Raw genomic sequence first — 26,865 nt, 5'->3', positions numbered from 1 at the left:
ACTGAATTTATTTCGCGTATAAAGAGCCCTTTATCGCGTTTGTTTACCGTCTATTTTACTTGTTTGAGGGTAAAATATGTGCGGAAAGTTGTTTTTCCATAAAGTCAGCAATGGATGGCTGTGCTTCAACAGTCGGGTGTATCCCATCTTGTTGTATCCATTCCGGCTTAGTGATAACAGTCTCCATGTAAAAAGGCAGTAACGGAATTTGATTGCTATCCGCTAATTTTGGGTACACTTTTTCAAAGCTTGTTGTATAACGTTTTCCATAATTTGGTGGAATACGAATTTGCATTAAGAGCGGTTTTGCACCCGATTGCACGATTTGGTCGATAATTTGCTGTAAATTAGTTTCCAGTTGTTCGACAGGTAAGCCTTGCAGACCATCGTTAGCGCCTAATTCGATCAGCACCCAGCTCGGTTTATTTTGTTCCAATAAGGTAGAAAGGCGTTCCAGCCCTTGTGCTGATGTATTGCCACTAATGCTGCCATTGACCACCTCAATAGGCGGAGACAGTTTCTGCCAGCGGTCGGCAAGCAAAGAGGCCCATGCCTGCTCAGCCGGTAAACGGTAGCCTGCACTTAGGCTATCACCTAAGATCAATAGCTTAGTTGACGCAAGGGCGTGTCCACTTGCAGTCAGTAACAGGAGAAAAACCAATATATGTCGGCGAATAATATTCTTGAAGTTCATCATCTCATTAAACGTGTTGGTCAAGGTGAACATGAACTGACTATATTGCAAGGTGTTGAGCTAATTGTCGAGTCTGGTCAAACAATTGCTTTAATTGGCGAGTCTGGATCGGGGAAATCAACCCTGCTTGGGATCATTGCGGGCTTAGATGATGGCACGAGTGGCACGGTGAATTTATTGGGTCAAGACCTAACACGTATGGATGAAGAAGAACGCGCCCGTTTACGTGCACAAAGCGTGGGGTTTGTGTTTCAATCATTTATGTTAATCCCCACATTAAATGCCATTGAAAACGTGCAGTTACCTTCGCTACTACGTGGAGAGTCAGAGTCATCGAGCTACCAACATGCAGCAGAGTTACTGACTGACTTAGGCTTGAAAGATCGCATGAAGCACATGCCACCGCAGCTTTCTGGTGGTGAACAACAACGTGTGGCGCTTGCGCGTGCATTTAATGGTCGGCCGCAAATTTTATTCGCCGATGAGCCAACAGGTAACCTCGATAGGCAAACAGGGGATAAAATTGCTGATTTACTGTTTGCCATGAACAAAGAACATGGTACGACGCTAATTTTAGTCACACACGATAACGAACTCGCCGCACGTTGCCAGCGCCGCTTACGCTTAGTTGATGGGCAATTGAGGGAAGAAGCATGATTTGGCGTTGGTTCTGGCGTGAATGGAAAACGCCCTCATTACTGATTGTTTGGTTAGCGCTCACGCTCGCTGTTGCGTGTGTATTAGCGTTAGGGCGCATTAGTGACCGTATTGAAAACAGCATGAGCTACCAAAGCCGTGAGCTACTTGCCGGGGATCTGGTTCTACGCTCCTCACACCCGAGCGAGCCCGCTTGGTTGCAAGAGGCCCAAAAAGACGGGTTAAAACTGAGTCAGCAGATTTCATTTTCGACGATGGCCTATGCAACGGAAGATGAAGATGCCCGACCACAGTTGGTGTTAGTCAAAGCCGCTGACAAGGCTTATCCGCTATATGGTGGGTTAGTTACAGAACCTGAGGGGTTAGTACCAACCCAAGGGGAGGTGTTAGTTGCCCCTCGCTTATTAGAGTTATTGAATCTGAGCATTGGCGATAATATTGATATCGGTGATGCGACATTAAAGGTTTCTGGCAAGTTAATCCAAGAGCCTGATAGTGGTTTTAACCCGTTCCAGATTGCACCAAGGGTATTAATTGCGATTGAAGACGCACCGTTAACAGGGGCAATTCAGCTCGGTAGCCGTTTAACCTATCGCGACATGTTTGCGGGAGATAGTCAGGTTATCGATGCATTTAAACAGAAATTTGATAAAGACCTGCGCAATGACCAGCGCTGGTATACCTTAAGTGAAGACAATGGCGCGGTGGGGAAAACCTTCCAACGTGCTCAGCAGTTTTTGTTGTTATCTGTCTTATTAACCCTGTTATTAGCGATTGCTGCTGTTGTGGTTTCTATGACTCACTATTGCCGCAGCCGTCACCAGCTGATTGCGGTTCTAAAAACCCTTGGGGCAGGGCGTAGTGCGCTACGCAAATGGATCATTGGCCAGTGGTTAGTCATTTTAGTGGCAGCGGCGTTATTAGGTTCATTATTAGGGCTAGCCTTTGAGGGCATTCTGATGCAAATTCTGGGCGCAATGCTGCCAAAAGAATTGCCTCCTGCTAGCCTAATGCCGTGGGTCTGGGCGATAGGGACATTGTTTATCATTGCCATTATTGTAGGCAGTCGACCTTATTACCAATTGATGGCGACCCAACCTTCTCGGGTGTTACGTGAAGATGCAAAATCCCCTGTGTGGCCGCTGCATTACTATCTCCCTGTGGTTATTTTAATTGTCGTGGGCGGGTTATTTGTTTTTGCGGGAGTAAACCCTCTGTTATGGTCGATTTTGGCGGGGATTGTTGTCGTTGCGATTTTATTGGCTTTAATTGGCTGGGTCGGGCTTTGGGGGCTGAGGCACATTAAGTTTCGCCAACTGAGTTTGCGTCTTTCTGTGAGCCGTTTATTACGCCAACCGTTACAGACTATCACCCAAATGAGCGCATTTTCGCTCTCGTTTATGTTGTTGGCATTATTAATTTTAGTGCGAGGGGATTTGCTCGATCGTTGGCAGCAACAACTCCCCGCGGATAGCCCAAATTATTTTCTAATTAATATGAACGAGTCACAGCTTAAGCCTGTAACTCAGCTATTGGCACAGTATCAAGTTAAACCTACCGAGTTTAACCCCGTGGTATTGGCACGCTTAACCGATATTAACGACCAATCTGCTATTGAGTGGGCTGATAAGCGCGACCCGAACAATAACACGGTGAGGCGTGAACTCAGTTTGACGTGGCAATCCCAATTGGCGCCTGCAAATATTGTGGATGAAGGCACATGGCCACCGAAAGCGGGTGAAGTGTCCATCGAACAAACTGTTGTCAAAGAGTTAGGGTTAAAACTGGGGGATAAGCTGACGTTTAATGCGGGAGCACAAGTCTTTTCGGCGACAGTAAGCAGTATCCGAACGGTAGACTGGGAAAGTTTACGACCGAATTTCTACTTTATTTTCTCGGAAGAAAGCTTATCGAAAATGCCTGCAACATGGCTGAGTAGTTTTCATTATGAAGGTGATGGCCAGTTATTGACACAACTTAGCCGCCATTATCCGACTATCAATGTGTTGGATACGGGGGCTATCATTACGCAGATTCAGCAAATTCTTCAGCAAGTCAGCCAAGCCCTTGAAGTGATGGTGGTTTTGGTGATTTTCTGTGGGTTATTGCTATTGCTGGCGCAAATTCAAGTGGGAATGAGCCAACGGGAACGGGAGCTGGTGGTCTATCGGACCTTGGGCGCAAGCAAAAAACTGATGCGTAGAACCTTATGGAGCGAGTTTGCATTGCTTGGCTTAATGGCTGGCCTTGCCGCAGCCTTTGGTGCTGAAATTGCCCTGTGGTTATTGCAGAGCAAAGTGTTTGATTTCCCATGGCAACCTGAATGGCGTATGTGGGTGTTATTGCCTCTGTGCGCGGCTATTTTGCTGTCTATTTGTGGTGGCTGGTTAGGCTTGCGTTTATTAGGCACAGGCAGCCAGCACCGCCGATTACCCAATGGGTGATTAGTTTATAAAGAATAATTGGGCGTGAAATCATTTACGCCCAATTAAAATAACTGTCTTCAATCCTTCACAAAACCGTCATTCACTCAAGTTATGATTCCGCCGTCGATTATTGATAGCCTTAAAATGGAAACATAACCATGCAGCATAAAAATTCAATTAAACGCTCAGTTAAACAAAAAGTTGGCTCGTTTTCTTTATTGGCAAGCTTGATTTCATTCAGCCTCTCAGGGTTCGCTCAACAAGAAGTGCCTGCCACATTAGCGGGGCATTCTATTCTTCCTGTTGATTCCACGGTGCCTGCACCACAAAATGCGCCTTCAGACTTACAAGTTAGCGGTAAATTCACCACGGGGACACGCGTTGATACCCTCGGTAAAGTGGAAGGAAAATCCGCTGATCGCCCAACAGGAAAACACATTCCAATTAAAGGGCAGCCATTACAAGGCCATTCGGGGATTAAACGTATGGCGGATGGTACCTATTGGGTGTTAACGGATAATGGGTTCGGTAATAAAGTGAATTCACCAGACTCGATGCTGTATGTGACGCAATATGATATCGATTTTAAATCAGGCAAAACCACACCACTCAAAACGGTTTTTTTCCATGATCCCGATAAAATCATTCCTTTTCATATTATTAATGAGAGCACAAAGGAACGTTATTTAACGGGCAGTGATTTTGACCCAGAAAGTTTTCAATTTGCGGATGGCGCGTTATGGGTAGGGGATGAATTTGGCCCATACCTGTTAAAAATGGATTTGGATGGCAAAGTGCTAGCCCTGTTTGAAACGCAAGTCGATGGCAAAAAAGTGGTTTCCCCTGATCATTACCAAGTCACCACACCGGGTAAACCAACGGATAAAGTGGCTTTCCAAGTTAATCGCTCAAAAGGATTTGAAGGGATGGCCTCCTCGCCAGACGGTTCAAAACTGTACCCAATGCTTGAAGGGGCGATTTGGGTAGATGAGAAACAAGATTATGAAAATGTAGATGGCAAACGTGCTGCTCGCATTCTTGAGTTTGATGTGAAAAAACAAGATTGGACAGGTAGAAGTTGGTTGTATGTATTTGAAGACAATCAAAATGCTATCGGCGATTTTAATTTAATCGATGAGACCCACGGCTTAATTATCGAACGTGATAATGGTGAGGGGACATCGGATAAAGCCTGCGCCGCGGGCAGTGCAAACACGGAAAATTGCTTTAGTAACCTCGCGAAATTTAAACGCGTATACCGCATTGCATTTTCAGACGAAAACGTCGGCGGTGCGGTTGATAAGCAGGCGTACATTGATTTAATGAATATTAAAGACCCAAATAGTCAGGCTAGAAAGCCACTGAATGATGGGGTGTTTACTTTCCCATTCTTCACGATTGAGAACGTGGACGTGGTTGACGGCGAACATATTATTGTTGGAAATGACAATAACTACCCATTTTCATCGAGCCGTGATCCTAATAAAGCCGATGATAACGAGTTTATTCTGTTGAAAGTGCCTGAATTGTTAAAGCCTTGATTGACTTTGTGCCACCTCATTGTGGTTTATGGTGGCACAATATGAAACGCATGTTTTGATCCAATATCTGGTTTTCTGATCATTTTCCCTTGGTTATTATTTTCCCGAGCTTGTGCTCGGGATTTTTTATTTGGCGTTGAGGGAAGGTGGTTTCATCATTAAGGTCAAACCGAGGATCACCACAACAGGGGCGGCAATCACTAAAAATGCGGGGGTGAAGCTACCTGTGTAGTCCTTGATCCCACCTGCGATAAATGGCGCTAAACAGGCAATAGTTGAAATCAAGTTAACCACAGAAAATAGCTCTAAATAAGGCCCGCGGCCAAAGTAGTTTGATAGCAAAACGCTTGAGGCCAAGAATGTCATGCCGTAACCAATCCCTACAAACAGCACAAATAAAATTAACCAGAACCAAGAGCTTGCGATACTGAGGAAGATAACCCCTAACACCATAATAATTAAGCTGCCAATAAGCAGTTTTTTCGGCTCCAGCCATTCTCCAGCAGCCCCACCAATAAAACGTGAGAATGCATTTACAAAAGCCATCGTACTCAGTAATGAAACCGCTACTGTCATACCGAAGCCTCGTTCTTCAATATGGGCAACTGCAAAGCTATTTACGGTAATCCCACACCATAAAAATGACGTATAAGTTGCAGCGATTAAATAAAATTGCCACGTACGCAGAGCGCGTCCAACCGTCCATACTTCGGCAGTACGGTAAATGGGTTTGCTTGCATTACTGACCTGTTTTTGCATCACTTTTTTGGCGTGTTCTTGCTCTTGTTTACCTTCTCGCAGCATAAAGATAGTGATAAGTGTGACGATGCTGAGATAGACCGCGCATAAAACCCAGTGCATACGCCACGAGCCCAATTGGTTTGAGGCGTAGAAATAAATCCATGGCCCTGCAACCCCACCGAGCCCACCAATGGTGAAATACAAGCCAAAAGCGAGGGACTGTTTTTCAAATAATCGGGAAAGTACGTAAGTGCCGGGCACGGTAGCTAATAAGGTAAAACCAATACCAATCAAGGCGGTTCCTAAGAAATAGGTGCTGATGGTGTTGGTGGAATAAAGACTATAAAAGCCTGCAACGAACACCAAGGTGCCGAGCAATAATGTGGCTCGCACACCGACTTTACGGATTAACAGGGAAGGTAGGAAACTTGCTAACCCGCAAGTTAGACCTAATAAGGTAAAGCCGAAACCTGCTTCACTCCAGCTCCACTTTAGTTCGCTGATCATTTCGGGCAAAACAACACCTAATGAGGTGAAAGTGGTCGCAGTGGCTAAAAAATACACTAGCCCTAACAGAACTAAAATACACCACTGATAAAACGGACTAAAATGCTGCGAGGACATAGTAACTCCAGTCATGCCGCACACCTTTAGTCAGGAGAGTTATCATCTGGATGACGGCGAAAATAGCAGAATGCCCGAAAACAAGTTCGGGCATCGATTAAGGGCTATTTTCCCTATTTATTGACGAGAGTACCAGTCTAATTTTGCATTTGCCCACTCAATGCCACTTTTGTACTCATTTGGTAACAGAGGAATTAATGCGCTAAGGGTTTCGGCTAACAGTGGGCAATCGCTGTGGGAGAGGTTTAAGTGGCCAACTTTGCGGGCTGGGCGCACCTCTTTTTCATACCAATGCAAGTGGACGAGTGGCAAATTGAGCCAATCAATATTCACACCAGTACCAATTAAGTTCACCATCACCGCAGGGCTGAATACTTCAGGAGATGGCATTGGCAGATTCAAAATGGCACGTAAATGCAACTCAAATTGGCTGATTGAGGCCCCGTTTTGTGTCCAGTGCCCGCTATTATGTACGCGAGGGGCAATTTCATTGATAAGCAGTGTGTCGCCGACAACAAAGCATTCCATCGCCATCACACCAATATAACCAAGCTCATCCATCACCGCACTTAACATAGTTTGTGCGGTCTCTTGCTGGGGATTTGTGGATTTTGGGAACGCAACGCTGGTGCGTAAGATGCCTTCTTGGTGCAAATTGTGAGTGATAGGGTAAAAAACGGATTCACCCGCAGCATTACGTGCACCAATGACAGACACTTCAGCATCAAAAGGGATGCCTTGCTCGACAATGCATTCACCGTAGATTTCAGCCGGTAGATTGATTTCATCGCCGGGGCGTATACGCCATTGGCCGCGCCCGTCATAACCGCCTGTTCTGCGCTTGACTATCAGAAAATCACCCAGTGAGGAGAATAATTCAGACCATTGTGCAGGGGATTCAAGCAGTGCCCAAGGGGCGGTTGACAAATTTAAACTATCAAACAGGCTCTTTTGCGGAAAGCGGTCGGCTAAACGCGGGAAAATATCGCGGTTAATAAAGGCATTGTGGCGTGCTAATTCTTTGGTCAATGGCGTTTCAGGCCAACGTTCGATTTCAGCGGTGATCACACTTTGCTGATAAGGAACGGCTTCAGGTTCTGCATCTAGCCCAACAGGGAATACCGCGATGCCCAGCGGCTCACCAGCTTGGCGCAACATACGGCCGAGTTGACCGTTACCCAGTACGCAAACGGGTTTCATTACGCGTCCCTCGGGTCTGGGTTATTGAGTACGTCGTTAGTTTGTGTTTCACGCCATGTGGATAAGCGCTTAAAAACAGCGTCATCAGCGATAGCTAAGACTTGCGCCGCTAGTAATGCGGCATTTGCAGCACCTGCTTTACCAATCGCCAAGGTGCCCACAGGAATACCTTTTGGCATCTGGACGATGGAATATAAGCTATCAACACCACTGAGTGCGGCACTTTGTACAGGAACACCAAAAACAGGCACTAAGGTTTTGGCCGCTAACATCCCCGGTAAATGGGCTGCACCACCAGCGCCTGCAATAATTACATCAAAGCCGTTTGCTTTGGCAGTTTCGGCAAATGAAAACAGTTTATCGGGTGTACGGTGTGCGGAGACAATTTCGACGTGAAAAGGAATTTGGAGTTCGGTTAATACATCAGCAGCGTGCTGCATGGTCGTCCAATCACTTTTCGAACCCATAACAATGGCGATTTTTGCCGCAGATTGAGCAGAAGCTTGGGCAGTCATTTGGTGCTTTCCTGTATTGAAAAAAACGTCACCCGAAGGTGGAGAATTGAATTGAGTCGATCATATCACGACAAAGCAGCAAGGAAAACGTTTGCGTGATTAATAAATAAGCAAACGGTCGCGTTTACGACCAAGAAATTGTCTGTGGTTATTCGAAGGGAAAGAAAATCAGTTCGATGCCTTGTTCATTAATCACAAAGGCAGAACCGTCATGGTGCCATGCACCTAATACTCCACGGAAATGTAGCTTTCCGCCAATATTGATTTCATGAATGGCGGGGCGGTGGGTATGGCCGTGGATCATCCATTGGGCTTGGTGTCTTTGTAGTGCGTCAACAACCGCTTGTGGATTAACATCCATAATGGATTCCGCTTTCATGCTACTGGCATATTGGCTGTTTTTACGCATTTTTTGCGCGATCCGACGGCGAATAAACAGCGGAAGTGTGAGAAAAACACGTTGGATCCAAGGCGTGTGAACTTTTTTACGGTAGTTTTGATAAGCCATATCATCGGTGCACAAGGTATCACCGTGTAGAATTAAAATGCGCTTATCATAAATATCGAGAAGGGTTTCTTGGGGCAAAATTGTCATTCCACACTGCTTGGCATAGCGTTTACCGATTAAAAAATCGCGGTTGCCATGAATGAAATAACAAGGAATGCCTTTTGCTGTGAGCTGTTTTAGCTCGTTTGCGACGCGTTGATGAAGCGGGGTGTTATCGTCATCGCCCACCCAATAATTGAAAAAATCACCGAGGATATACAGGCTATCGGCGTGGATGGCTTGCTGTTGAATAAAATTGATAAAACCGGCGGTGATCGCCGGTTCATCTTCACTCAAATGCAGATCTGCAATGATGTAAGTGGACATAGAGGCAGGATTACTCGCTGACAGTCACTTTTTCAATCACAACATCTTCACGAGGAACGTCTTGGTGGAAACCGCTACGGCCAGTAGAAACGCCTTTGATTTTATCAACCACGTCCATGCCTTCAACGACTTCAGCAAATACGCAGTAACCCCAGCCATCTGGGCGCTCTGAACGGAAGTTTAAGAAGTCATTATCAGCAACGTTGATAAAGAATTGTGCGGTGGCAGAGTGAGGGTCGTTAGTACGAGCCATTGCCAGCGTACCACGGGTGTTTTTTAAACCGTTGTTTGCTTCGTTTTTAATAGGCGCTTTCGTGTTTTTTTGTTCCATGCCCGGCTCAAAACCACCGCCTTGGATCATGAAGCCGTTAATAACACGGTGGAAAATGGTATTATTGTAAAAACCTTCACGGCAGTAAGTTAAAAAGTTTTCGACTGTGACTGGCGCTTTATCGTCAAATGTTTTGATAACAATGTCGCCGTGATTGGTATGAAATGTAACCATAATAGCTATCCTGAATAATTGTTTTTTGTGCGCTATCTTGCGAAAGCGTTGAGATCTGCACGTTTATATCACAGATAAAACCCGACTTGAAGTGACAGTGCATTTTGCCGGTGCTTTATAGCATAATAGGTGTGTATTAAATGCCTGTTGAATTCAACAAGAAAAGGCAGGGTAAACCCTTGCATTCTTAAGGTGATCGGGGTTCAATAACATGGTATTTTACCGATAGAAATCGATAATCATTTTTCACTTACATGGAAAAGTCCAGATGCTACAAATTTTTAATACACTAAGTCGTCAAAAAGAAGAGTTTAAGCCCATCCACGCAGGAAAGATTGGGATGTATGTGTGTGGCATCACTATCTACGACTTGTGTCATATCGGCCATGGCCGTACATTTGTGGCATTTGATGCAATTAGCCGTTATTTGCGCTATTTAGGCTATGATTTGAATTATGTTCGCAACGTGACGGATATCGACGATAAAATCATTAAACGTGCTGCAGAAAATAACGAAAGTGTTGAAGAACTCACCACTCGCATGTTAGCGGAAATGCACAAAGATTTTGATGCGTTGAATATTCTACGCCCTGATAGCGAACCACGTGCCACACGCCACATCGGCGAAATTATTGAGCTAACTGAAAGCTTAATCGAACGTGGCCATGCTTATGTGGCGGATAACGGCGATGTGATGTTTGAAGTGAAAACTGACCCAAATTACGGGCTGTTATCTCGTCAAGATTTAGAACAGCTTCAAGCGGGTGCTCGCGTTGAAGTTGCAGACGTTAAACGTAACCCAATGGATTTCGTGCTTTGGAAAATGTCCAAAGAAGGGGAGCCAAGCTGGGAGTCACCATGGGGCTTAGGCCGCCCGGGTTGGCACATTGAGTGTTCTGCGATGAATAGCAAAACATTGGGTAATCATTTTGATATTCACGGTGGTGGTTCGGACTTAATGTTCCCGCATCATGAAAATGAAATTGCGCAATCGACCTGTGCTCATGATGGCCCATATGTTAACTATTGGATGCACTCAGGGATGGTGATGGTTGATAGAGAGAAAATGTCGAAGTCTCTCAATAACTTCTTCACTATTCGTGATGTGCTCGAGTATTACGATGCTGAAACAGTGCGTTACTTCCTGCTTTCAGGCCATTATCGTAGCCAACTGAATTACACAGAAGAAAACCTGAAGCAAGCGCGTACTGCGTTAGAGCGCATGTACACAGCATTACGTGGCACAGATAAATCAGCAAAAGCAGCGGGCGGTGAAGCCTTTAAAGCACGCTTCGTTGAAGCCATGAATGACGACTTCAATACACCAGAAGCCTATTCCGTGTTATTTGACATGGTGCGTGAAATCAACCGTTTGAAAGCGGAAGATATGGCCGCTGCTAACGGTATGGCAGCTGAACTGCGTGAACTAGCAGGCGTGCTCGGCTTACTGGAACAAGACCCAGAAAGCTTTTTAAAAGGCGGTGCTCAAGGTGAAGATGACGCGGAAGTTGCAAAAATCGAAGCGTTAATTCAACAGCGCTTAGATGCACGTCAAAATAAAGATTGGGCACAAGCCGATGCTGCACGTGATGCATTAACGGCGATGGGAATTGTGTTGGAGGATTCATCGGCGGGGACGACGTGGCGTCGTAAATAAACGCTTACGCGTCTACGCGTCATATTTCAAACAGCAGCGTTGTTGTCTGCGCTCAGTTACCTTAGTCACATACTTATTATGCTCCTAAGGATAACTTCCCTTGACGCCTAGCTGCAATTTGAACTATTTAGCGTATTGGGTGCAGAATTTAATAAAACTAAACGGCTAGGTATTGATTCAATATCTGGCCGTTTTCTATTTAGTGGCTAAATTTGCAAGAAATAATTATTTTTCCATCAAATAATAAGCTCAATTAATGAACAAAATACAGCCATCAACAGTGCGAACAATATGATGGCGCTATTATTTGAAATAAGGGTAATAATTATGGTATCACCAATTAGCATATCAATCAGAAGTTTATGGCCTGCAGCACCCGTTAAAAAACGTCTCGTTACTTTTTTACAAAATCTTGTGGGAATTAAAAGGCAACCAGTGAATATGCCCAAGGCCACTTGGTATGTTCCAAGTGCAATACCCTCCGAAAGCACAATAGCACCAATTAATGCCAAACAAGTACCGATAAAAAGCGAACAAAAGGTGGTAATGGCAGACATTGAACCGATCAAGCCCAAAACACCACCTATTGAACAATTCCTCTCTGATATTATGCAAAATAAACCCAAGGTGGTGATTGTCTGGTCATCAGCGGAGCACCAAGAAAAGCAAGGGAAAATGTTGTTTTCAGAAGGTGTTAAAGAACAGCAGTTTGGTGATTTGAAAATAAAAAAATTTGGTATAAATAAAAATGGAAATACTGAAAATTTAAAGTTTGAATGCTTTAACTTAGTCGTTATGCGAAATGGCCATCGACATGAAGTCCCTGTGATGCATGTAAAGAACTGGTCTAGTGAGCTGAACCTCCCAAGAAATGAAAATTCAAAGCTGATAAGTCGAACAGTTGAATTAATATACGAGTCAGCGAAACTGAATAAATCTAATGAAAAGAAATCAGTCGATGATGGGAAGGGTAAAATGATTCAATTTACTTTTGATGGTAGAGTACCAGAAGACATACTAAATAGTATTCGGATAGATAATGCATTGGGTCGAGTAAGATCTTAATTAGGGTAATTGGTAAGCTGAAAATATCAGCTTACCAATAATATTACTCTGCAATTTTGACTTGTTCGTCGCCCATAGAGACAACTTTGCCTGCCAAAATTTTACAGCGCTTACGGGTTTCGACTTCGCCGTCAACTTGTACTAAACCTTCAGCGATCATGGCTTTTGCCATTGCACCGCTTTCTGCCCAGCCTTGAATTTTCAGCAAATCACACAGTTCAACATGTGGGTGCCCTTCAAGATTGAAAATTTCCATGAATAACTCCAAAATACATTAAATATCGTGATACTCTTCGCACGCTTGCAGCGTGTTTTGAATCAGTGTTGCAACAGTCATTGGACCAACACCACCCGGAACAGGGGTGATCCACGCTGCGCGTTTTGATGCTTCATCAAAGTCCACATCACCTGTCACCTTGCCATTTTCTAAGCGGTTAATGCCCACATCAACCACAATAGCACCTGGTTTAATCCACTCGCCTGGGATGAAATTCGGTTTACCGACAGCCACAACCAGCAAATCAGCATTGCGGACATGTTGTTCTAAGTCTTTGGTAAAGCGATGTGTCACCGTTGTTGTACAGCCCGCTAATAATAACTCAAGACTCATAGGACGGCCGACAATATTCGACGCACCAATAATAACGGCATTGAGGCCATAAGTATTGATGTTGTAGCGTTCAAGCAGCGTGACAATCCCACGAGGCGTACAAGGGCGTAAACGGGGCGCACGTTGGCACAGGCGGCCGACGTTATAAGGGTGGAAACCATCAACGTCTTTATCTGGGTGAATACGCTCAATCACTTTGACGTTATCAATCCCAGCAGGTAATGGCAGTTGGACTAAAATACCGTCAATTTCAGCGTCTTGGTTTAAATCGTCAATCAGTTTCAGAAGTTCAGCTTCTGTGGTGGTGTCGGGCAAATCATAAGAACGAGAAATAAAACCGACTTCTTCGCAGGCACGGCGCTTGCTACCAACATAAATTTGAGAAGCAGGATTCGCACCCACTAAAATGACCGCGAGACCCGGGGCCCGTTTCCCTTGCTCTAAACGTAACTGTACTTTTTGGGCAACTTCCTGCCGAATTGTCTGCGCAATCGTTTTCCCATCAATAATTTTTGCTAACATCTGTAACTTAATCCATATATGAGACACGGTGATGGCTCTATTTTGTCAGAAGTTAACGCCATTGTCAGTTCAAACTGTTACATAAAATGAGCATATAGCTATTTTAGTAGCGAAAAGCCATTGACTCGGCGCTCAGCAACCGTATAATTCAACGCCATCAGCCAGATAGGCTGCCTGCATTAACAATGCGCCCTTAGCTCAGTTGGATAGAGCAACGGCCTTCTAAGCCGTAGGTCACAGGTTCGAATCCTGTAGGGCGTACCATTTCGAAGTCAATGGACATCAACCGATGTCTTTTTTTATGTCTAAAATTCAGTGAATTAGCTGTTTTTAACCTTTCTTCGTTCAACTGACGTCTACCTATATCAACCTACATCAAGTAATATTTGTTGGTATATGCGTTGGTACATACAGGTTCAATGAATTCTTATACCAACACAAACTCATGGGAGTTCCTATATGGCACTAACAGATGTGAAGGTAAGAACGGCAAAGCCCGCCGACAAAGGATACAAACTCACTGACGGTGAAGGAATGCACCTTTACGTGCATGCTAATGGCTCTAAATACTGGCGGCTACAATATCGATTTGACGGAAAACAAAAAACATTAGCGCTTGGTGTTTACCCTGAAATTTCTTTAGCTGATGCAAGGCAGCGTAGAGATGAAGCAAAACGTCAAATAGCTAACAACATTGATCCTTCGGAACAGAAAAAGCTTGAAAAGATAGAACGCCAATCGGCGGTTAATAATACATTTCAAGCCGTAACCCTTGAATGGCACGAGTATAAAAAGCCAAACTGGTCTAAAGGTTATGCTGAAGATCTGATGGAGTCATTTGAAAATGACATTTTTCCTGATCTAGGTAAAAGGCCAATTGCTGAAATTAAGCCACTAGAAGTACTCAGTACGTTGCGTAAACTAGAAAAAAGGGGAGTGCTAGACAAGTTACGTAAGATCCGTCAAGCATGTAACCAAGTCTTCAGATACGCTATTGTGACAGGCAAAGCAGAATACAACCCCGCCTCTGAACTCGCTAGCGCGTTAACACCTCCCAAAGCACAACACTATCCACATTTGCTTGCTAATGAATTACCTGCATTTCTTAATGCATTAAATCATTATTCAGGTAGCCCAATCACTCGGCTAGCAACTAAAATTCTGATGTTAACAGGCGTGAGAACTATTGAGCTACGTTTAGCAGAATGGGGTGAGTTTGATTTCGAACGCTGTATTTGGGAGATCCCAAAAGAAAGAATGAAAATGCGCCGCCCACATCTTGTTCCATTATCGACTCAAGTCATCACGGCATTACGTGAAGTTCAAGCCATTACAGGACGCTATAAGTTGGTATTCCCCGGCAGAAATGACATTACTAAGCCAATGAGCGAAGCAAGTGTTAATCAGGTCCTTAAACGTATTGGTTATCATGGAAAAGCAACTGGACATGGTTTTAGGCACACAATGAGCACTATCTTGCATGAGAAGGGATTCAATACGGCATGGATTGAGCTTCAACTTGCTCACGTTGATAAGAATACGATCCGTGGCACATATAACCATGCTCAGTATCTTGAAAACAGAAGAGAGATGATCCAGTGGTATGCGGACTATATTGATGAGTTGGAGTGTGGGGTAGGGAATGTGGTGAGTGTGAATTTTAAGTGATAAATAGCCATCTTTATCTTTAGATGTAAAGATGGCTATTTTAATGGGGGTAATTATTGTTTTATATCTATTGTTTGGAATTCTGGGGTTGTATGAGAGCTAAGTCAGAAAAATATAATTAGTAATAAGTTATCATCAAAATTAATTGCTATTGTTTTAGAATTATAAATTAACTTATTAATATTATTTAATTTATTACAATTATTGGGGTGTGGATTTTAATATCTAGGTAACCTGCTTTGGGGAGATAGAATGAAGCTTGAAATAATTAGGCTATCAGGATTTCAATCTTTTGGTCAGGAGCCAACAGAATTGAATTTGGAAGACATTACTTATTTGATTGGTCCAAATGGATCAGGAAAAACTGCGGTGCTTCAGGCATTATGCCGTCTTTTTGCGTTTGATCCTGGATTACGTAGAGTTCAACGTTCAGACTTCTATATTCCATTTGATGAGGAAGAAACTCCTCGTGAACGCCAGTTATGGATAGAAGCTGACTTTATATTTCCCGAACTTGCAAGAGATGAGGATAATAGTACTGTAGCGCCTCATTTTGGTCATATGCGATTAGATGAGCTAGACGGTGTACCACGTGTACGTTTTCGTCTCTCGGCAACAATGGGATTGGATGGAGATATCGATGAAAGCTTAGTTTATGTTCTGGATATAAATGAAGATGGCTCTCCTGATAATACATCTAAGGTTCCACGGGCAGAACGTAATAACATCCAAGTTCACTATTTACCCGCTCGACGAGATCCAGCTGATCATATTACTTATGGTACAAACGCTTTACTAGGGCGTTTACTTCGTGCCGTACGCTGGGATGCTGAACGTAATACAATTAAGGAATTAACCGATCAAATCAGCGGTAGCCTTGCAGCAAACTCTTCCGTAAATGCATTTAGTGAAACTTTAAAAACGACTTGGGCTTCGTTACATAAAGGAACATTTTTCGCTGATCCAAAAGTAACATTTGTTGCATCGGAAATTGAGGCTTTATTGCGGCATTTATCGATTTCTTTCACTCCTAGTCACGATGGGTCACTTGTTGACTTCTCACGGTTGAGCGATGGACAAAAGTCAATGCTTTATCTTTCTCTTGTATTATCGTCTCAAGCAATCGGCAGAGCTGTACTTGCGGAAGATGATATATCTTTTGATCCTGATAAATTACGTCCCCCTGTCTTTACATTGATAGCTCTTGAGGAGCCAGAAAATAGTCTCTCCCCTCACTATTTAGGTCGTATTGTAAGTGTTTTGAATGAGATGACAAAAAATGAAGATGCTCAAGCACTTATAGCTACGCATGCTCCTACTATGTTGCGTCGAGTTTCTCCTGAGTTAATACGTTATTTACGGCTAACGGAATCACGCAAAACACGGATCACTTGCATCGAGTTACCAGCAAAAACTGATGATGCGCACAAGTTTGTACGAGAGGCCGTTCAGGCATTTCCTGAGATCTATTTCTCTCGTCTGGTAGTGTTGGGTGAAGGTGATAGTGAAGAGATTGTATTACCTCGTTTGTTTCAGGCTAAAGGAGCGCCTATTGATGAATCAGCAATTACAATTGCGCCGTTGGGAGGTAGACATGTAAATCATTTTTGGCGATTACTTTCAGCGTTACAAATCCCTTATTTTACATTGCTCGATCTTGATATAGGCCGCTATGCCGCAGGATGGGGACGTATAAAATATGTCAATGACCAATTTTCTCTACATGAACCACATAAAAAACTACCCGATGGTTACGGTATTCCAATATGGAATAGCACAAAGCATAAAATTAGGAACTATAACCATTATTTAGAAAAGCTCGAAGAACGTGGTGTTTTTTTTTCTTACCCAATGGATTTGGATTTTTCAATGCTGCAGGCTTACCCTGAAGCTTATGATGTTGAAGACAAGGAACCTGATGACTCGACAATTAAGGCTGTACTTGGACAAAACCATTACGATTCATGTCAATATAGAGAAGATGAATTAGAATTATTTAGTACCTATCAGCAACGCTTTAAACTTGGTAGTAAACCAGCCGCACATATTGAGGCGTTAGCTCAGTTAACGGATACTGAACTACTTGCAAGAATGCCAGCATCATTAAGTCGATTAGCTGATGCAGTTATTGTCAAATTGGCGGAGTTACCTGAATGATTACTGTTGAAGAATGGCAACCAGCAGATGAGTTGATTCTTGAGCCAAATGCGTTACGTGCAGCAAAAGAACATGAGTATTGTCTGGCATTGACCGCCGGACCAGGTGCCGGTAAGACAGAAATGCTAGCACAACGAGCTGACTTTCTTTTGCGTACAGGAACATGCCGATACCCTAAGAGAATTCTAGCGATTTCTTTTAAGGTTGATGCCTGCAAAAACTTGAAAGAGCGAGTAGAACGACGATGTGGCTTCGATCTTGCGTCGCGTTTTGATAGCTATACCTTTCATGCATTTGCTAAACGTATTATTGATCGTTTTAGACCTGTACTTGTAAATGAGTATACCTTGGATTTTGGTTATTCTATTGTTGATAAAAAAAATGGTCCTTCTCGAACAGAAATAGAGTTTGGTGATTTAGTTCCGTTTGCTATTCAAATACTGCAAAGCTCAGAAATTGCCCGTAATGCAATTCGACAAACTTACAGTGATATTTTTTTGGATGAGTTTCAAGATTGCACTAATTTGCAATATGAATTGGTCAAACTTGCTTTCCAAGGAACTAGGCTCCGTCTCACCGCAGTAGGTGATACAAAACAAAAAATTATGGCATGGGCTGGAGCACTGGATGGTATTTTCCAAACATTTGTTAATGATTTTAATGCAGTGCCACTTAACATGTATCGCAATTTCCGTTCTAAACCCAGATTATTACGTGTTCAGAATGAAATTATTCGTACGTTAGATCCTGCTTCTGTTATGTCTGATGAACAATTAAGGGGAGATGAGGGGGAAGTTTATGTTCATAGTTTTGAAGATAGTCGGCAAGAAGCTATTTATTTAGTTGATTTGATTGATAAGTGGATACATATAGAACAAATACCGCCAGCGGAAATATCTGTTTTGGTTTCTAAACAATTAGATCTTTATGCTAACCACCTTATGGTTGAGTTGGGAAATCGTGGTATTCCATATCGTAATGAGCAACAAATGCAGGATATTACGGTGGAACCTGTAGCACGCTTGATCGTGGACTATTTGTCTTGTCTTTATAGCGAACGTGAACCTAAGGCTTGGATTCGATTGATGAATCAGCTTATTCCTTTTGCTGATGAAGGAATTCAATCTAGTGCACGTAAGGATCTTGATCTGCTGATTAGAAAACAAAGAAAAATTGTATTTAATGCAAGGAGTACAGAGCTGCCATTTTCAGACTGGTGGCAATTAGCGATAGATTTTTTAAAGAACACTAGCATCGAAACTTTGGTGGCTTTATCCCCTGAATACGAAAATCGTAAGCGTTTAAAGGAAGTTATTCGAGAAACTTCTATTCGGATTCAAGACTTACTAAGGTTGGAACCAGATTTGCTTAAAGCATTGGGACGCTTTACTGATGATCAAGCTGTAAGAATTCTGACTATTCATAAAAGCAAGGGATTAGAGTTTGATTCCGTTATAATCATGGCGGTTGAAAATGAGATTTTTTTTGGCAGTAAAAATGAAAATCGTTGTGCATTTTTTGTCGGTGTTTCTAGAGCTAAACGAAGGTTAGTATTAACCCATGCACAACAACGAGAGCGCCCATTAGATGCTAAACGATGGGATGTAAAGAGAAGTGCCCAAGAAGAATATTTCAACTACGTAAAACCATTTGTAAATGGTTAGAATACACCACTATCGTATTTAATATAAATTTCATTCTATTCAAGAGGTTGTAGGCATTCATTGCAGAGTAAACTCTTTCGAATCTTTTTTTTCTTAACTAATTTCTTACAATGAGGACATTTTACTGCGTCACCAAATGATTTATGAGAATAAGAAGATGAAAGATTTAGATTGGCTTTGTTTCTTTTGCTTGGGTAAGTGATTATATCTCGATTAGATGTTGTTCTTTTTTGTTGCTCTTCTTCAGAAGAAACTTCACTATAGGAACGCCTTTTCCATAGGTCTCCACGCATTGCTGCGGCTCTTTTTTCTCGTTCTATCTTATCTTTTTCTATTTTTTGTTTCTCAGCAATAATTTCATCATTGATCTGATTTATCATAAAAACTGGGTCAGAAAAATATATTTTTTTATTAATAAAATCAAAGGATAATTCATCAAAATTAACTAATTGATGTTCCCATGTGTAATCAATAGATAAATTTTTAGTCATGTAAGGCTTACGGTAATAGCATTTCATGATGACTTTTTTGTTTTTTATTGAGAGGTTTCTGGCTTCTTCATCAAATACAAATGCATTTGATTTATTTGCATATGAAATATCAAGTTGCGTGAACTGCTCACAGTCAAATTCTAGAAATATCCACATAATGTATGTATTATTTTCTTTATAAAAATTTTCTCTATCGACTATAACCTGAATAAAAGTTGTAGATACTTGCAGTTCAAAAACGATTGATTGCTCTCTATTTTCACTATAAATAGATGTAGTGATATCTGGTCGTCGCCAACGTTTGGCAATTCCATAAGGATTAGTTTCCCTGAACGTCGATTCAACATATACCTTATCAGAAAAAAAAGGATCAAATTTTAATAAATTTGCTAATAATTTTTTATTCTCTTTATGTTTTTTTCCCTCTTTCTGACCGTTGTATTTTAATGCTAATATTTCATCACTAGTGAGATTTGTAGTGGTTTTTACAGGGCAATCCTCTGATTTATTAGTATGAGAAAAAAATATTGTTCTATAAATATTAGCTCTTAAAACAACGGGTTGAAAGCATTCACTGCATAATGCTATAGGGTTTGACGTTCGGTTTTCTTCAAGTTTTCTCCGAAACAGAAAGATAGTTTCCTGATCTGCGTTATCTAAAAATTCATTTGCATCAATATGCCGACTTTCTTCAGTTAAAAAGACTGATGTCATATTTCTTTTCAAATTACCTCCTTAATAAATGGTAAGTGCATTTCGGTATTGCTTGTCTTAGATTGATTCATCTTTCCATTCATAAGGAACTAAAGCTTTCCCTCTCCATTCTTCTACTAAGTGAACATTATCTAAATCATACCAAACGTCTTCGTTGGCATGGTCTAATACAATAATTTGAAATTCTTTTTTAGTAGCGGATATGAACATATCCAATGTGTTAAATACTTTTCTTACGGCTACTATATCTTCATCCTGCCAGTGAGGATCATTACTGTCTATTGCTGATTTTTCTGCTTTTCTAACAGGAAAATATACTTGGCTTGGTTGGTCGTAAATTAATAATCCTGGTACAGGATGGTGCTTTAGTTGTGAAAAAATCCATTGCAATGCGAGAGTGGTTGCAATGTGATAAGCTAACCAGTTTGCTCCGCTGCCAGTTTCCCAAAGGTAGTCATCTCGTCCCCCTCTATTAACTTTTACCGTTAGATCAGGAATAATTAAACTAACCGGGGAGTCAGGCCACTCACCATCTAGATAAGGTAGTATTCTCCCAATATTTCGCTGTACTTTATTCAGGACACTATCGAGTTTTTTGGCTATATCCTTTTCAGAAACAATTTTAAACAATCTTTTTTGTTCTTTCTTTAGCTCTTCAATTTCATTATTTAGTGGAGTTAATGTATCGGTAGTTTGATATAGTCTCATAGCTTCTTCCAAGCGACCAAGAAAGTGAGCTACTAGCTCATTTTGCCTATTGGACCTACCTGCCTGCTCTGAAGCTAATTCTAGTAATTTTATTTCTTCTCGTACGAGTGATAGCTTATGTGTTAATTCACTAAGTTGAGTACGAAGATATAAAGTTTCTTTTCCCAGTGATTGATTAATTTGTGGGTATGAGCGCAAACGCAATTCAATACCTTCTAGAGCTTGGCATAGCTGTTGAATTTTATCAGAACTGTATGTTCCATTTAATGATTCAGTTACATCAGCACTATGGTATTTATCTCTGATCCAGGTAGATAAACTAAGGCGTTCTCTTTTTATATTTAATGCTTTCTTATATAAATCACTACTTTCATTCAATTTTTCAATTTCAATCAGTTGATTACGTAATATATTAAACTCCGTTACTATATTGGTTTCTCTTTCTCGAAGATTTTTTAATTCGTTGACTATATTTTGTATAGAATCAACAGATGGTTGCGCAAGATTAGGATCTTTTTTTTGAATGGTTTGTAATAATTTAAGTATAGACGACCATTCCAGTGGAATGTTGGTTTCTGTTGGAAGTAACCCATACTCAATAGCTTGAAAGAGCCAAACTCTACCTTCTGATTGCCACGTATCACTAGAAACTTGACGCATTTTTAATTCAGTTTCTTTACGGTGTAACTTTCGAGTTACCTTATCTAATTCATGCCTTGCCTGTAGAACCAAAGGACTGATAGCACCTAAGATATAAGGAAATATTGTTTTTAACTTTTCCCGGTGTTCTGTTGTATCTGCCTTGAAAAATAAAACATCAGGATTAGCTATAATATTCTGAGGCTGGAATAAAAAAGCCATTAAATCACGAAATGCTGGGCGGCTACGAAAATTATCAGTAGTTGAAGCGTCAAAAGCTAAGTTTGATAATCCTGATAAACGATCAAGAACTGTTTTAACATAAGATGCATTTGTGTTTTTCTTGGGAGATTTCTCTGGGATTATAATTTCATCGCCCTCTAGAAAATACATTTCTTTTGTGCTCTGTTGAGTTCCTGGTTCTTTACGAGCTAGTAGCTTAGGCCCTTCTGTAGTTTCAATTAAAATACCAAACCAAGAGCACGACTCTCGAATTACGCCAACAGGGATTGCGCACTTATCAGCACATAAACAGTAATCAATTATTGGTATAACAGCGGATTTGCCTGTTTTTGATGCTCCGCTAATGATGTTTACCTTTCCCAGTTCAAACTCAACAATGCGAGGCTTTTTGTTTTTCTTAGGCCATAGAATTAATTTTTTTATTTGAAAAAACATTAGAAATCCACCATTAATGTTCTCATTATTTGTTGTTCTGATTCTTCAGAAAACCAATATGCTAATTTATCACAACAGGTTTTAAGCTTATTTAAATCATCAGATAGTAAAGGTAAAGAAAGTTTGTTCTTTTTGTTTTGTGCGATTAGGCTAGTTGTTTCTATCTCAATTTTTAATAATCCAGAAAGTTCAGCTATCCCTATAGACTCTAAAGTAAGGGAACGAAGTTGAAAGGCTCTGGTATGAATCGATAGTAATATTTCTCTTTGCTTCCCCAATTTCCCTGCTAATAAATGAATTCCTGATGATTTGTTTGTTGTACAAATTATTTTTACTGTGGATTTATGCAGAATAAGTGGGAGAACCAAAAAGGCTAAGATTATGGACGGTGAATCTTGTTTATATTTTTGGTACTGGAAACAAAAATACCATATAAAAAAAGCCCCCATGGCACTATTCTGTACTAAAGTAGCATCATTGATCTCAATATTATTATGATTATTTTTCATTATTTATTTTCCCAATGAGCTCAATGTAATCTGGATGCCAGCCTAATTTAAGTTCATCAGCTAAAATATTGAACCCTCCATTCGTGAAGTAATCAGGTATAATGTAATGGTCAAGGGATATATTTTTTGTGGAACAACGGCTGTATATAATTTTACCTTTATCAATGCTAGGGGTATCACTGAAACATACATCTACTTCATCACATGTTGCATCATAATGTCTTATTAATGAATCATGCCAATCATCAATATTTTGCTCAAATATTAACCCATGCTCAGCCCAAATTGTAAGATCAGAGTTTGTCCTTAGAAGGTCACTGATTGCATGTAGTTGTTGACTTTCACGAGAATCAACTAACTGTAGCTGTTTTATAAATACGGGCCTTTGCTGAAGAACTTCCTCAGCATCTGATTTACTAATGTGTGAGTTTAATCTTGGAAGATAACCAGGAATATTATTTTTTTGTACAAATGTTAAAAATTCATTTCTGAATTCTCTAACAGAGATCATAGCATTTTGTTTGTTTCGAATCAGGTTATCTGCTTTTTCTTTTGCCATTCCGATGGCGAATTGGATAGTTAATTCAATTAGATTATCAGGAATTGCTGGTTTTAAGAGCTCACGGATTAAGCCTATAGGCTCTGCTTTATTGATAATAGTCATTTTTGTTGCTATCGCTTCTTGTTCTTGCTGAGTAGCATTGAGAAAACGATTGATATAACTCATACATCTGGGAGGTGACTTCAATTTCTCCAGGCTTTCTTTTAATTTGACAATTAGCGCTGCTGTGTCAATTTGGTTTTTAGCTTCATTAAATAATGTACATATTGTACCAATTTGTTTGAAAGGAGTTACGTAGTAGCGGAAGGTCGCTGCATTGTGGCAAATATCATGCTCTATGAGTATATCGAGCCAGTTAGATACTGTTTTCCAAAAATCTTCCGACCAATCGGTTAAAGGGTTATGAGCTAAGGCGCTTTTCGTTTGCTCTAGTAGTACGTCATTGTTTGCATAGTGTACTGCTACATCATCGTAGTATTCGAGTGAAACACATGCATCATCAGGAGCACTCAGTAAGTAGTAGCATAACCGAACTGGCTGGAGAGCAAACCCTAAATATTGGCCTGCGGCACTTGATTTTGATTGGGATGTTTTTCCTTCATGCATGTGTACATCCTTGTTTTTATCGAAACGAAAAGCTTATAAATATTAACAATATTGATGACTGAATGAAAATTATGCAAGTGGTATTACATACAGTATCTATTATTGGGTATCACGTTGTGATGGGAGTTAGTAGTTATCATCATTGATTCTTATCTTCTCTATTGACTAGTACAAAAAGGAATTAATTGTTCAAATTAAAAAACACATTCGATTTGACGTATGTGTTTTTTGGGTGTAACTTAAAGAAAAGACTGAAGAGGTACACATGGAACCATTACAACTGTTTAAAATTTTAGGTGATCAAACAAGGCTCGATATCGTGTTGCTTTTGAAAGCATCTGGTGAGCTATGTGTCTGTGATATCTATACGGCCTTGAATTTATCGCAACCAAAGACTTCTCGACACCTAGCAATGCTAAGAGAATCAGGTCTTTTGCTCGATTCAAAACATGGTAAATGGGTTCATTATCGTTTATCTCCGGCATTACTAGCTTGGGTGAAAAATATCATTGATGTCACCTATGCCACAGAGAAAAACAGAGTTGCAGGTTTGCTTAAGAGTCTAGAGACAAAAGAGTCTGCGAGTAGCTGTTCTATATAAAAATAAAAATTTTTAAGTTAACATATTCGAAAAATCATATATAAGGTTGAGGTATGAAAAAACTAGAAGTATTTGATCCCGCATTATGTTGTAGCACTGGTGTTTGCGGAACCGAAGTCGATCAAGCATTGGTAGACTTCGCAACAGATGTGGATTGGTTAAAAAAACAAGGGGCAAGTATAAGGCGTTTTAATTTAGCGCAAGAGCCTATGGAGTTCGTTAACAACACAAAAGCAAAAATATTTTTGGAAACCGCAGGTGCCGAGTCACTTCCACTATTGATTCTGGATGGTGAGATTGTGTTGACTGGTCGATACCCAAAACGACATGAGCTAGCCAGATGGTTTGGTATTCGCCTGAATATTGAAAAAGCCGAAATTGTTAAATCGTGTTGTGGTAATGGTAAAACGTGTTGTTAACAGGAGCAATAAAATGAAATTTTTAGATAACACACCTAATTATTTATTTTTTACTGGAAAAGGTGGTGTGGGTAAAACCTCTATTTCCTGTGCGACCGCAATTAAGTTGGCTGAAAAAGGGAAAAAAGTCTTACTGGTGAGCACTGATCCAGCTTCTAATGTTGGGCAAGTATTCTCTCAATCGATAGGCAACAATATTAAGCCAATAACATTGGTTCCAAATCTATTTGCTATTGAAATAGACCCTCAAGCCGCAGCCGAAGAATATCGAAACAAAATTATTAATCCAATCAAAGAAAGTTTACCTGAAGCGGTAATTCAAAGTATTACGGAACAGCTATCAGGTGCCTGTACAACAGAGATTGCAGCTTTCGATGAATTTACTGGATTGTTAACTAATACCGAAATTACGGGGCAATTTGACCATATCATTTTTGATACCGCACCAACGGGGCATACCATCCGTTTATTACAACTCCCGAGTGCGTGGAGTGATTTTATTAGTGACAATCCTGATGGTGCGTCATGTTTAGGGCCAATGTCTGGTCTTGATAAACAACGTGAGCAGTACAGCATGGCGGTGGAAGCGTTGAGTGATAAATCACTAACAAGGCTAGTCTTGGTTGCACGACCTCAGTCTGCCGCATTGAGGGAAGTTGCAAGAACCTATAGTGAGTTGTCATCTCTGGGTATCAAAAATCAGCAATTGATTGTCAATGGTGTTTTCCCTGAAACGGCGGTGACTGAAAATGATAAGTTATCCCATGCGCTCTACTCTCGTGAACAAGCGGCATTAGCGTCTATGCCTGAAGCCCTACGCTCGTTACCTGTCGATATTCTTTATTTACAAAATATCAATATGGTGGGTGTCGATGCACTGAAGCAGTTGTTATCGAATGACATGCCACAAGTTCCAACTATTACCCCGACAAAACAACCTATTTCTTTACCTACCTTGTCAGAACTGGTTGGCAAAATATCTCAGCAACAGCATGGGCTGGTTATGTTAATGGGCAAAGGTGGTGTAGGGAAAACAACGATTGCGGCATCAATCGCAGTTAAATTGGCAGAAAAAGGGCTTGATGTACATCTGACCACATCTGATCCAGCAGCGCATATTGAATCAACCCTCGATGGTGTTTTACCCAACCTTCAAGTTAGCCGAATTGACCCTATCGCTGAAACTGAGCGTTATCGTCATTATGTCTTAGAAAGCAGAGGGAAAGATTTAGATGAAGAGGGGCGTGCATTACTAGAGGAAGATTTACGCTCTCCATGCACAGAAGAAATTGCGGTATTTCAGGCTTTTTCTCGCATCATTAGAGACGCGGGTAAACGTTTTGTCGTCATGGATACTGCACCGACTGGGCATACATTATTACTTCTGGATGCAACAGGGGCATACCATAAAGAAATTGCTAAAAAAATGGGTGAAAAAGGCCACTATTTAACGCCGATGATGCAATTACAAGATCCTGAACGCACCAAAGTTATTATTACGACTCTCGCTGAAACAACGCCTGTGCTTGAGGCGGAAAATTTGCAAAATGATTTAATACGGGCAGACATACATCCGTGGGCGTGGGTGATCAATAACAGTTTATCTATCACGGAAACAACATCACCATTGTTACTTTTAAGAGCAGAACAGGAAGTCGCTCAGATTGAAAAGGTGACATCAACATTGGCAAAACGTGTTGCTATCGTTCCTTTGCTTGAAACAGAACCTGTGGGGATATCTGCATTAAGTCAGCTCGCAGAATAAGTTTTATTTTCTAAAAATAAAAGGTACGGAAAAGCACCTTTTAAATGAGGTTG

Annotated in this window: 23 protein-coding genes and 1 tRNA gene; 12 read left to right on the top strand and 12 right to left on the bottom strand. The window is 41.2% G+C overall.

Annotated elements, in window-relative coordinates:
- Positions 1 to 55: 55 nt before the first annotated feature.
- Positions 56 to 697: a multifunctional acyl-CoA thioesterase I/protease I/lysophospholipase L1 gene (tesA, locus tag AC4IFO_RS13950; RefSeq protein WP_219246157.1), complete on the bottom strand. Its 642-nt coding sequence runs from the start codon at positions 695 to 697 to the stop codon at positions 56 to 58.
- On the opposite strand from tesA, the gene ybbA reads away from it, so the two are divergent.
- The 3 genes from ybbA (at position 665) to AC4IFO_RS13935 (ending at position 5,318) form a co-directional block, all read left to right on the top strand.
- Positions 665 to 1,351 (top strand): putative ABC transporter ATP-binding protein YbbA, encoded by a 687-nt coding sequence (gene ybbA / locus AC4IFO_RS13945; RefSeq protein WP_219246158.1) that lies wholly within the window; start codon positions 665 to 667, stop codon positions 1,349 to 1,351. The two genes, tesA and ybbA, sit on opposite strands and share 33 nt — an antisense overlap.
- Positions 1,348 to 3,795 carry a putative ABC transporter permease subunit YbbP gene (gene ybbP, locus AC4IFO_RS13940; protein WP_490735201.1) on the top strand — a complete coding sequence of 816 codons (2,448 nt, stop codon included), beginning with the start codon at positions 1,348 to 1,350 and terminating at the stop codon, positions 3,793 to 3,795. Before ybbA ends, ybbP begins: the two co-directional genes overlap by 4 nt.
- Positions 3,796 to 3,935: 140 nt before the next feature.
- On the top strand, positions 3,936 to 5,318 hold the full coding sequence (locus AC4IFO_RS13935; protein WP_490735199.1) for an esterase-like activity of phytase family protein: 1,383 nt from the start codon (positions 3,936 to 3,938) through the stop codon (positions 5,316 to 5,318).
- A 126-nt stretch (positions 5,319 to 5,444) separates the two neighbouring features.
- Here the strand turns inward: AC4IFO_RS13935 and AC4IFO_RS13930 are convergent, their stop codons facing one another.
- The 5 genes from AC4IFO_RS13930 to ppiB form a co-directional block, all read right to left on the bottom strand.
- Positions 5,445 to 6,698, bottom strand: coding sequence for an MFS transporter (locus AC4IFO_RS13930; protein ID WP_490735197.1), 1,254 nt, complete (start codon positions 6,696 to 6,698; stop codon positions 5,445 to 5,447).
- 102 nt (positions 6,699 to 6,800) lie between these two features.
- On the bottom strand, positions 6,801 to 7,883 hold the full coding sequence (gene purK, locus AC4IFO_RS13925) for a 5-(carboxyamino)imidazole ribonucleotide synthase (protein WP_490735196.1): 1,083 nt from the start codon (positions 7,881 to 7,883) through the stop codon (positions 6,801 to 6,803).
- Positions 7,883 to 8,398, bottom strand: coding sequence for a 5-(carboxyamino)imidazole ribonucleotide mutase (gene purE / locus AC4IFO_RS13920; protein ID WP_490735194.1), 516 nt, complete (start codon positions 8,396 to 8,398; stop codon positions 7,883 to 7,885). The genes purK and purE overlap by 1 nt, the downstream gene beginning before the upstream one ends.
- A 148-nt stretch (positions 8,399 to 8,546) precedes the next feature.
- Positions 8,547 to 9,272, bottom strand: coding sequence for a UDP-2,3-diacylglucosamine diphosphatase (gene lpxH, locus AC4IFO_RS13915; RefSeq protein WP_490735192.1), 726 nt, complete (start codon positions 9,270 to 9,272; stop codon positions 8,547 to 8,549).
- A gap of 10 nt (positions 9,273 to 9,282) precedes the next feature.
- Positions 9,283 to 9,777: a peptidylprolyl isomerase B gene (ppiB, locus tag AC4IFO_RS13910; protein WP_219246164.1), complete on the bottom strand. Its 495-nt coding sequence runs from the start codon at positions 9,775 to 9,777 to the stop codon at positions 9,283 to 9,285.
- A gap of 268 nt (positions 9,778 to 10,045) precedes the next feature.
- On the opposite strand from ppiB, the gene cysS reads away from it, so the two are divergent.
- On the top strand, positions 10,046 to 11,434 hold the full coding sequence (cysS, locus tag AC4IFO_RS13905) for a cysteine--tRNA ligase (protein ID WP_490735189.1): 1,389 nt from the start codon (positions 10,046 to 10,048) through the stop codon (positions 11,432 to 11,434).
- A 327-nt stretch (positions 11,435 to 11,761) separates the two neighbouring features.
- Positions 11,762 to 12,499, top strand: a complete 738-nt coding sequence (locus tag AC4IFO_RS13900) for a protein-tyrosine phosphatase family protein (RefSeq protein WP_490735187.1) — start codon at positions 11,762 to 11,764, stop codon at positions 12,497 to 12,499.
- A gap of 43 nt (positions 12,500 to 12,542) precedes the next feature.
- Here the strand turns inward: AC4IFO_RS13900 and ybcJ are convergent, their stop codons facing one another.
- Together ybcJ and folD are read right to left on the bottom strand one after the other, a co-directional pair.
- Entirely contained in the window at positions 12,543 to 12,755 is a 213-nt protein-coding gene (gene ybcJ, locus AC4IFO_RS13895) for a ribosome-associated protein YbcJ (protein WP_219246167.1), read from the bottom strand.
- Positions 12,756 to 12,773: 18 nt separating this feature from the next.
- Positions 12,774 to 13,631, bottom strand: a complete 858-nt coding sequence (gene folD / locus AC4IFO_RS13890) for a bifunctional methylenetetrahydrofolate dehydrogenase/methenyltetrahydrofolate cyclohydrolase FolD (RefSeq protein WP_273804012.1) — start codon at positions 13,629 to 13,631, stop codon at positions 12,774 to 12,776.
- Positions 13,632 to 13,818: 187 nt separating this feature from the next.
- On the opposite strand from folD, the gene AC4IFO_RS13885 reads away from it, so the two are divergent.
- The 4 genes from AC4IFO_RS13885 (at position 13,819) to AC4IFO_RS13870 (ending at position 19,120) form a co-directional block, all read left to right on the top strand.
- Positions 13,819 to 13,895, top strand: a tRNA-Arg gene (locus tag AC4IFO_RS13885).
- A gap of 195 nt (positions 13,896 to 14,090) precedes the next feature.
- Positions 14,091 to 15,299: a tyrosine-type recombinase/integrase gene (locus AC4IFO_RS13880; RefSeq protein WP_036406417.1), complete on the top strand. Its 1,209-nt coding sequence runs from the start codon at positions 14,091 to 14,093 to the stop codon at positions 15,297 to 15,299.
- A gap of 252 nt (positions 15,300 to 15,551) precedes the next feature.
- Positions 15,552 to 17,456 (top strand): ATP-dependent nuclease, encoded by a 1,905-nt coding sequence (locus tag AC4IFO_RS13875; RefSeq protein WP_036406415.1) that lies wholly within the window; start codon positions 15,552 to 15,554, stop codon positions 17,454 to 17,456.
- On the top strand, positions 17,453 to 19,120 hold the full coding sequence (locus AC4IFO_RS13870) for a UvrD-helicase domain-containing protein (protein WP_036406413.1): 1,668 nt from the start codon (positions 17,453 to 17,455) through the stop codon (positions 19,118 to 19,120). The genes AC4IFO_RS13875 and AC4IFO_RS13870 overlap by 4 nt, the downstream gene beginning before the upstream one ends.
- 35 nt (positions 19,121 to 19,155) lie before the next feature.
- On the opposite strand, the gene AC4IFO_RS13865 is transcribed toward AC4IFO_RS13870, so the two are convergent.
- The 4 genes from AC4IFO_RS13865 to AC4IFO_RS13850 are packed head-to-tail and all read right to left on the bottom strand — an operon-like array spanning position 19,156 to position 24,027.
- Positions 19,156 to 20,337 carry a DUF6035 family protein gene (locus AC4IFO_RS13865; protein WP_141650261.1) on the bottom strand — a complete coding sequence of 394 codons (1,182 nt, stop codon included), beginning with the start codon at positions 20,335 to 20,337 and terminating at the stop codon, positions 19,156 to 19,158.
- Positions 20,338 to 20,382: 45 nt separating this feature from the next.
- The gene (locus AC4IFO_RS13860; protein ID WP_196542561.1) at positions 20,383 to 22,350 is read right to left on the bottom strand and encodes a DUF3732 domain-containing protein; all 1,968 of its coding nucleotides are present in this window, start codon (positions 22,348 to 22,350) and stop codon (positions 20,383 to 20,385) included.
- Complete coding sequence (locus AC4IFO_RS13855) at positions 22,350 to 22,859, bottom strand: three component ABC system middle component (RefSeq protein ID WP_036406408.1); 510 nt, start codon at positions 22,857 to 22,859, stop codon at positions 22,350 to 22,352. The genes AC4IFO_RS13860 and AC4IFO_RS13855 overlap by 1 nt, the downstream gene beginning before the upstream one ends.
- A complete protein-coding gene (locus tag AC4IFO_RS13850) occupies positions 22,849 to 24,027 on the bottom strand; it encodes an ABC-three component system protein (RefSeq protein ID WP_196542562.1) in 1,179 nt (392 codons plus the stop codon). Before AC4IFO_RS13850 ends, AC4IFO_RS13855 begins: the two co-directional genes overlap by 11 nt.
- A 265-nt stretch (positions 24,028 to 24,292) precedes the next feature.
- Between AC4IFO_RS13850 and AC4IFO_RS13845 the strand changes: the two genes are divergently transcribed.
- From AC4IFO_RS13845 to arsA, 3 genes are read left to right on the top strand one after another with little or no spacing between them, the layout of a single operon-like run.
- The gene (locus tag AC4IFO_RS13845; RefSeq protein ID WP_196542563.1) at positions 24,293 to 24,628 is read left to right on the top strand and encodes a metalloregulator ArsR/SmtB family transcription factor; all 336 of its coding nucleotides are present in this window, start codon (positions 24,293 to 24,295) and stop codon (positions 24,626 to 24,628) included.
- Positions 24,629 to 24,681: 53 nt separating this feature from the next.
- Positions 24,682 to 25,047 carry an arsenite efflux transporter metallochaperone ArsD gene (arsD, locus tag AC4IFO_RS13840; protein ID WP_112837254.1) on the top strand — a complete coding sequence of 122 codons (366 nt, stop codon included), beginning with the start codon at positions 24,682 to 24,684 and terminating at the stop codon, positions 25,045 to 25,047.
- A 13-nt stretch (positions 25,048 to 25,060) separates the two neighbouring features.
- Positions 25,061 to 26,812: an arsenical pump-driving ATPase gene (gene arsA / locus AC4IFO_RS13835; RefSeq protein ID WP_319863904.1), complete on the top strand. Its 1,752-nt coding sequence runs from the start codon at positions 25,061 to 25,063 to the stop codon at positions 26,810 to 26,812.
- Positions 26,813 to 26,865: the final 53 nt, after the last annotated feature.

Source organism: Providencia sp. UF-224 (genome assembly GCF_058245955.1).
The sequence above is the reverse complement of the archived record's forward strand: the minus strand, read 5'-3'. Positions and strand labels throughout refer to the sequence as shown.